The following is a 6112-nucleotide window of genomic DNA, read 5'->3' as shown; positions in this document are numbered from 1 at the left end:
GATGCCCGTGGACTCGACGAGGATCGTGTCGAAGCGGTTCGATCGCGCCAGCTCACCGACGCTGTCGAGCAGGTCCTCCCGCAACGTGCAGCAGACGGTGCGGACGGTCCCGAGGTTCCCGACAACCTACGGCAACGTTAGCCGCCGACTGCCGAGCAACGCCGTTCCGACACGCACACAGGTCGATCCGTGCGAGATGGCATCTTCCAGGTCTCCGCTCATCCCCGCTGACACCCAGGTGGCAGTGGGATGATCATCACGTAGGCCTGATACCACTGACGCCAACGCCTCAAACGCCTGCGATGGCTTCATCGTCAGGGGAGCGACAGTCATCGCACCTCGGAGAATAAGATCACCCGAACGAGTGATCGCGCCAGCCAGTTCCGGGACATCTTCCACGGCACATCCGCCTCTTGACGTGTCGCCGTCGATGCTGACCTGCAGCAACACGTCGAGATGAACACCTTTCGCGTGCGCCGCCTTCGCCAGTGCCTCCGCCAGTCGCACGCTGTCGACCGAATCGACCTGATCCGCCCACTCGACGACGGACTTCGCCTTGTTCCGCTGCAATCTGCCGACCATGTGCCATCTCGCGCCTTCGAGATGTCTCAACTGGCTGACCTTCGCGCCCGCTTCCTGGTCGCGGTTCTCCGCGAAATTCCGCAAACCGAGCTCGTGCAGCAGCTCGACATCGCTCGCCGGCCAGGTTTTCGTCACCGCGAGCAACATCACTTCGGAACGATCACGGCCCGCCGCTTCGCACGCGTTCGCGATGCGTTCCTCGACCTCCGCGAGGTTCGCGGCGAGCTCCTCTTTCCGGCCCGTCACGGCTCGATCCAAATGACCGACGCGAGCCGTCCGGTCGGGGCCTGCCGGCGGTGGCTGAAGAGATCCTTCTCCTCGAACGTGCACCGCGGGTCGACGCCGATCCTGCCGACCCCGGCGCTGCCGAGCTGGTTCCAGAGCCCGGCCCGCAGATCGAGCGAGGGCGTGCCCCGGCGCGACTTCGAAGCGCTGCCGGGCAGGTGCTTCTCGACGTCCTTCTGCATGTCGGCGGGTACCTCGTAGCACTCGCCGCACACGGCGGGACCGAGCAGGACCTCGATGCGTTCGAGCTCGGCGCCCTGGGCCATCATCGCTTTGAGGGTCTCGACGACGACTCCGACACGCGCGCCGACACGCCCGGCGTGGACCGCGCCGATCACGCCGGCCTCTTCATCACCGAGCAGCACCGGCACGCAGTCGGCCGTCAGCACGACGAGCCCGAGACCAGGCTGTTTCGTCACGACGCCGTCGGTCGCCTCCAGCGGCTCGGCCTGCGGGCCGTCGACCACCCCGACCGTCCGGCCGTGCACCTGCTCCATCCACACCAGGCGATCGGGCGTGAGGCCGATGCCCTCGGCGAGCCGGGCGCGGTTCGCCTCGACCGCCTTCTCGTCGTCCCCCACGTGGTCGCCGAGGTTGAACGAGTCGTACGGAGCCTTGGACACGCCACCAGCGCGGGTGGTGACAACACGACGAATACGCACGCTCACACCCTAGTTCGACATGGAAAAGACCCCCTGAGCACTCAAGCCACTCAGGGGGTCCGACAAGATCATCCAGCAGTTATCGCCGCATGAACGGCGGCACGTCCACCTCGTCGTCCGGGTCCTCGGTGACGGGCACCGGACGCGACGGCAGCGAGCCGTTCTGCGACAGCGAGCGCGGCACGCTCGGCACGTACCCGTTGCCCTGCACCGGCGAGGGCTGCGGCGGCACCGTGGTGGGCGGCGGCGTCACCGGAGGAGCCTGGCGGATCTCCGGCTGCGGAACCGGCGGCGGCGCCTGCACCACCGGCGGAGGCGTGTGCGTCTGGGCGACCGGCTGCGGCACAGGTGCGTGCGTGGGCGCGGCCGAGGCCGTGGCGATCGGCCCGGTGGCCGTCCGCGGTGCCGAGGACAACGCCGTCGGCTCCAGCTTCTTGTGGGTGGGCCCGCCGCTGTCGAAGCCGGCGGCGATCACCGTGACCCGCACCTCGTCGCCGAGGGAGTCGTCGATGACCGTACCGAAGATGATGTTCGCGTCCGGGTGCGCGGCCTCCTGGACCAGCGAGGCGGACTCGTTGATCTCGAACAGGCCCAGGTCGGAGCCACCCGCGATCGAGAGCAGCACGCCGTGCGCGCCCTCCATCGAGGCCTCCAGCAGCGGCGAGTTGATCGCCTTCTGCGCGGCCTGGACGGCGCGGCCCTCACCTCGCGCGGAACCGATGCCCATCAACGCCGAGCCCGCGCCGGACATGACCGACTTGACGTCGGCGAAGTCCAGGTTGATCAGACCGGGGGTCGTGATCAGGTCGGTGATGCCCTGGACACCGGAGAGGAGCACCTCGTCGGCCGAGCGGAACGCGTCCATCAGGCTGACACCGATGTCACCCAGCTGGAGCAGCCTGTCGTTCGGGATGACGATCAGCGTGTCGCACTCGTTGCGCAGCGCCTGGATGCCGTCTTCCGCCTGCTTGGCGCGGCGCTTGCCCTCGAAGGAGAACGGCCGCGTGACGACACCGATCGTGAGTGCGCCGAGCTTGCGGGCGATCGAGGCCACCACCGGCGCGCCGCCGGTACCCGTGCCGCCGCCCTCGCCGGCCGTCACGAAGACCATGTCGGCCCCCTTGAGGACCTCCTCGATCTCCTCGCGGTGGTCTTCGGCGGCCCTGTGCCCGACCTCGGGGTTCGCGCCCGCGCCGAGGCCACGCGTCAACTCGCGGCCGATGTCGAGCTTGACGTCGGCATCAGACATCAGCAAGGCCTGTGCGTCGGTGTTCACCGCGATGAACTCGACGCCCTTGAGCCCGACCTCGATCATGCGGTTGACGGCGTTGACGCCGCCACCACCGATGCCGACGACCTTGATCACCGCGAGGTAGTTGTGCGGGGGCGTCATCGGATCCGCCTTCCTGATCGTGGTCCGTGCTGTGGTGCTGGGTGGTGATGCACCCGGATTGAAACTCTCAACCTCTCGTCGAGGCTCAGAGTTATGTCAACCCCATATGTTCCTGCTGGACGGTAAGCACCGGCGGTGCCTCGGTCCAGCAGCCACGCCGTAGGGTCCCAACACTGTGCGCTACTACTCCCCGGTCGTGCCGTCAAGTAGTGCGCACGGCCCTGAGGACGACGCACCACAAGCGTAGTCGGACCTCGAATCGGAGATCGTCTCGCCCGTCGCTATAGGCGCTTTTCCGTCGGCGGTGCCCGCTACCTTGGGCTCATGGGGATGAAAAAGCTGTGCGTCGCCCTCGTGGCGACAGCACTGGGGGCAGTGATCGCCGCACCCGCGAGTGCGGCGCAAGAACAGGGAAACCGGATCATCGAGATCAAGAACGTGGCGTACGGCGAGTGCCTTCAGACCGGGGAGGAGGTGCACGCCAGTCCTCTCGTCGTCGCCTGCAGCGGTGCGGTCGGCCAGCAGTGGGAGGTCATTGCGGTGGAGGGCGGCAGGCAGCTGCTGCGCAACCTCGCGAGCAGGGAGTGCCTGAGCGAGAGGTTCGCCTCCTATTACTGCGACGACCAGGGCGTCGACGAGTTCGCCGCGCTGGTGCCGGAACCGTCCGGTGCGGTGCGCGTCAAGCTGGGCGACGGCGACCGGTACCTGACCGGTTTCGCCTGGCCGAGCGGCAAGCGCGACGCGTGGTACCAGCCCCTGGGCGACCGCGACGATCAGCGGTGGCAGGTGCGCGAGGCCGGGACGCGGCCGACACCGGACACCGCGGGCCAGGTCGTCCGCCTGGTTCCGGTCGAGGGCGACAAGTACCCCTGCGCCGGTGTGGAGGACACCCGGCTCGTGTCGGTGGCGTGTGCGGACACGCCGGAGCAGAAGTTCCAGCGGATCGAGGCCGGTGACGGCGCGACGTTGCTGCGCAGCGTCGTCAGCGGCAAGTGCGTCGCCGTCGGCCCGGCAGGCAGTTTCGTGCCCGAGGTGACGTCGGACTGCTCGCCTGACGAAGTCCTGCAGAAGTGGTCGATCGAGCCGACCAGGGCCGGCTCGGCCCGCATTCGGCAGCACTCCTACGCCCAGTACCTCACGCCGGGTGAGACGGGGGTGTTCATGTACCCGCGCCTGAGCTACACCGCGCAGCTCTGGGAACTGGTGCCCGCCTAGTCGCCGACCGTTCCGTCCAGCAGTTCCCGGACGATGTCCAGCTGACCGGCGTGCCGGGCGGTCTCCTCGACGACGTGCGCGAGCACCCATCGGGCCGAGACCGTCCGGTCGCCCCGGAACGGCACGACCTGGTCCAGGTCCGCCGGCAGGATCTCCCGGCTGAGCTCGCACTGCCGCCGGTACTCGTCGAGCAGCTGATCGAGTGTTTCGCCTTCCTCGACGCGCCAGTCCGCGTCGGGGTCTTCCATCGTGTACGGCGCGCGCGACTCGCGGCCGGCCAGCACCACCTCGAACCAGTGGTGCTCCACCCACCGCACGTGCTTCACCACACCGGCGGCCGTCGTCAGCTTCGACGGCAGCACCGCGCGCGTTGCGTCGTCTTCTGCCAGACCGTCGACCTTCAGTTCGATGGTGGCGCGCAGGTAGTCCAGCAGGGCCGTGGAGGTCGCGCGTTCGCCGGCGACCAGTGGTGGTGCGGTACGTGTCATGCGGCGCAGCGTGCATGAGCGCTCGGCGTCACCGCATCGCATTTATCCGCTCGGCCGCGAGCCGTCCGGAGATGAGCACCGGGGGCACGCCGACGCCCGGTGTGGTGCCCGCGCCCGCCAACGCGACGTTCTCGGCGCCCTTGACGATGTTGCGCGGCCGGAACGGGCCGGTCTGGGAGAACGTGTGCGCGAGCCCGAACGGCGTGCCCGCGGCGTTGCCCCAGTCGTAGGGCGTGACCAGGTGTTCGTCCTGGATGGCTGCGCCGAATCCGCTGAGGCCCCGCTTCTCCAGCGTGGCCACGAGCTCGTCGCGGTACCGGGGTGCGATGCGCGGCCAGTCGATCGGGGCGGTCTCCAGGTTCGGGCACGGCGCCAGGACGTAGTGCAGGCCGTTCTGCGCGTGCGTGACGAGCAGCGACGGGTCCGACATCAACCGTCCCTTGTGGACGATCTCGGCGAACGTGCCGCGCCAGGCCTCGCCGAACAGGATGTTGTGGTGGCCGAGATCCCACGTGCGGTTCGTCGCAGCGTGCAGCACCACGGCCGATGGCGACCAACGGTGCTTGAGCGGCCTCCGCGGGTACTTGCCCAACAGCCGGTAGGCGTCCGGCAGTTCGCACGCCAGCACCACGGCGTCTGCGGCGATGCGCTCGTCTTCCGTGTGAACCGCCGTTGCTCGCGATCCGCTCCACTCCAGACGCGTGACCGTTGTGCCGTAACGGAACTCCGTGCCGTGCTTGGTTGCTGCCTTGCTGAGTGCTTCCGGCACCGCATGCATTCCGCCGCGTGGGTAGTACACGCCCGCGATGGTGTCCATGTACGCGATGACCGCGTACGCCGCGAGGGCCTGCTGCGGCGGCACTCCCGCGTAGAGCGCCTGGAAGGAGAACAGCCGGATCAACCGTTCGTCCTTCAGGAACCGGCGCAGCTGCGGTTCGAGCCGCCCGAACCCGCCGAGGCGCGCCAGCTGCACGAGCTCCGGCCGGACCAGGTCGAGCGGCGAGTCGAAGTTGGCCCCGATGAAGTGCTCGCGCTGCACCTCGTACAGCTTCCGCAGCCACCTGCGCAGCTCCCGGTAGCCGGCCGCTTCCGTTGCGCCGCAGACGTTCCGGACCTCGGCCTCCATCGCCTCCGCATCGGTGTGCACGGCGATCCGCGACCCGTCCGCGAACCGCGCCTGGTACGCCGGGTCGACCCGGTCGAGCGTCAGCCAGTCCTCGCGCCGCTCCCCCACCGCCCCGAACGCCTCGTCCAGGTACTCCGGCATCGTCAGCACCGTGGGCCCGCTGTCCGCCGTGAACCCGCCCACCCGGACAGTCCCGGCGCGACCGCCTGGCGCATCGGCCTTTTCGAGCACGGTCACCTTCCGGCCGGTGCCCTGCAAGTGCAACGCGGCCGACAACCCGGCAAGACCGGCGCCCACCACCACGACGTGTCCTGCCATGGGTACTTCCTTCGGGTGACAACAACAAATACGGCTAATGCCG

Annotated in this window: 7 protein-coding genes; 1 reads left to right on the top strand and 6 read right to left on the bottom strand. The window is 68.7% G+C overall.

The window, feature by feature from the left end; all coding sequences use genetic code 11:
- From ABZX92_RS15060 to ftsZ, 4 genes are all read right to left on the bottom strand, one after another.
- Positions 1-84: hypothetical protein (locus ABZX92_RS15060; protein WP_355558642.1), on the bottom strand; the 84-nt coding region annotated here is incomplete at its 3' end.
- Positions 85-126: 42 nt separating this feature from the next.
- Positions 127-828, bottom strand: coding sequence for a YggS family pyridoxal phosphate-dependent enzyme (locus tag ABZX92_RS15055; RefSeq protein WP_355558636.1), 702 nt, complete (start codon positions 826-828; stop codon positions 127-129).
- A complete protein-coding gene (gene pgeF / locus ABZX92_RS15050; protein WP_355558633.1) occupies positions 825-1529 on the bottom strand; it encodes a peptidoglycan editing factor PgeF in 705 nt (234 codons plus the stop codon). Before pgeF ends, ABZX92_RS15055 begins: the two co-directional genes overlap by 4 nt.
- Positions 1530-1608: 79 nt before the next feature.
- Positions 1609-2922: a cell division protein FtsZ gene (gene ftsZ, locus ABZX92_RS15045; RefSeq protein WP_355558630.1), complete on the bottom strand. Its 1314-nt coding sequence runs from the start codon at positions 2920-2922 to the stop codon at positions 1609-1611.
- Between the two features lie 324 nt (positions 2923-3246).
- Between ftsZ and ABZX92_RS15040 the strand changes: the two genes are divergently transcribed.
- A complete protein-coding gene (locus ABZX92_RS15040) occupies positions 3247-4137 on the top strand; it encodes a hypothetical protein (protein WP_355558627.1) in 891 nt (296 codons plus the stop codon).
- Here the strand turns inward: ABZX92_RS15040 and ABZX92_RS15035 are convergent.
- Together ABZX92_RS15035 and crtI are read right to left on the bottom strand one after the other, a co-directional pair.
- Positions 4134-4625, bottom strand: coding sequence for a DinB family protein (locus ABZX92_RS15035; protein WP_355558624.1), 492 nt, complete (start codon positions 4623-4625; stop codon positions 4134-4136). The two genes, ABZX92_RS15040 and ABZX92_RS15035, sit on opposite strands and share 4 nt — an antisense overlap.
- 28 nt (positions 4626-4653) lie before the next feature.
- Positions 4654-6069, bottom strand: a complete 1416-nt coding sequence (crtI, locus tag ABZX92_RS15030) for a phytoene desaturase family protein (RefSeq protein WP_355558621.1) — start codon at positions 6067-6069, stop codon at positions 4654-4656.
- Positions 6070-6112 lie beyond the last annotated feature (43 nt).

It is taken from the genome of Lentzea sp. NPDC006480 (assembly GCF_040611995.1).
Taxonomy (GTDB): domain Bacteria; phylum Actinomycetota; class Actinomycetes; order Mycobacteriales; family Pseudonocardiaceae; genus Lentzea.
The sequence above is the reverse complement of the archived record's forward strand: the minus strand, read 5'-3'. Positions and strand labels throughout refer to the sequence as shown.

What these genes read in the sequence shown, in the direction of transcription:
- ftsZ (WP_355558630.1), bottom strand. Translation starts at nt 2,922, where the DNA reads ATGACGCCCCCGCACAACTACCTCGCGGTGATCAAGGTCGTCGGCATC.
- ABZX92_RS15040 (WP_355558627.1), top strand. Translation starts at nt 3,247, where the DNA reads ATGGGGATGAAAAAGCTGTGCGTCGCCCTCGTGGCGACAGCACTGGGG.
- ABZX92_RS15035 (WP_355558624.1), bottom strand. Translation starts at nt 4,625, where the DNA reads ATGACACGTACCGCACCACCACTGGTCGCCGGCGAACGCGCGACCTCC.
- crtI (WP_355558621.1), bottom strand. Translation starts at nt 6,069, where the DNA reads ATGGCAGGACACGTCGTGGTGGTGGGCGCCGGTCTTGCCGGGTTGTCG.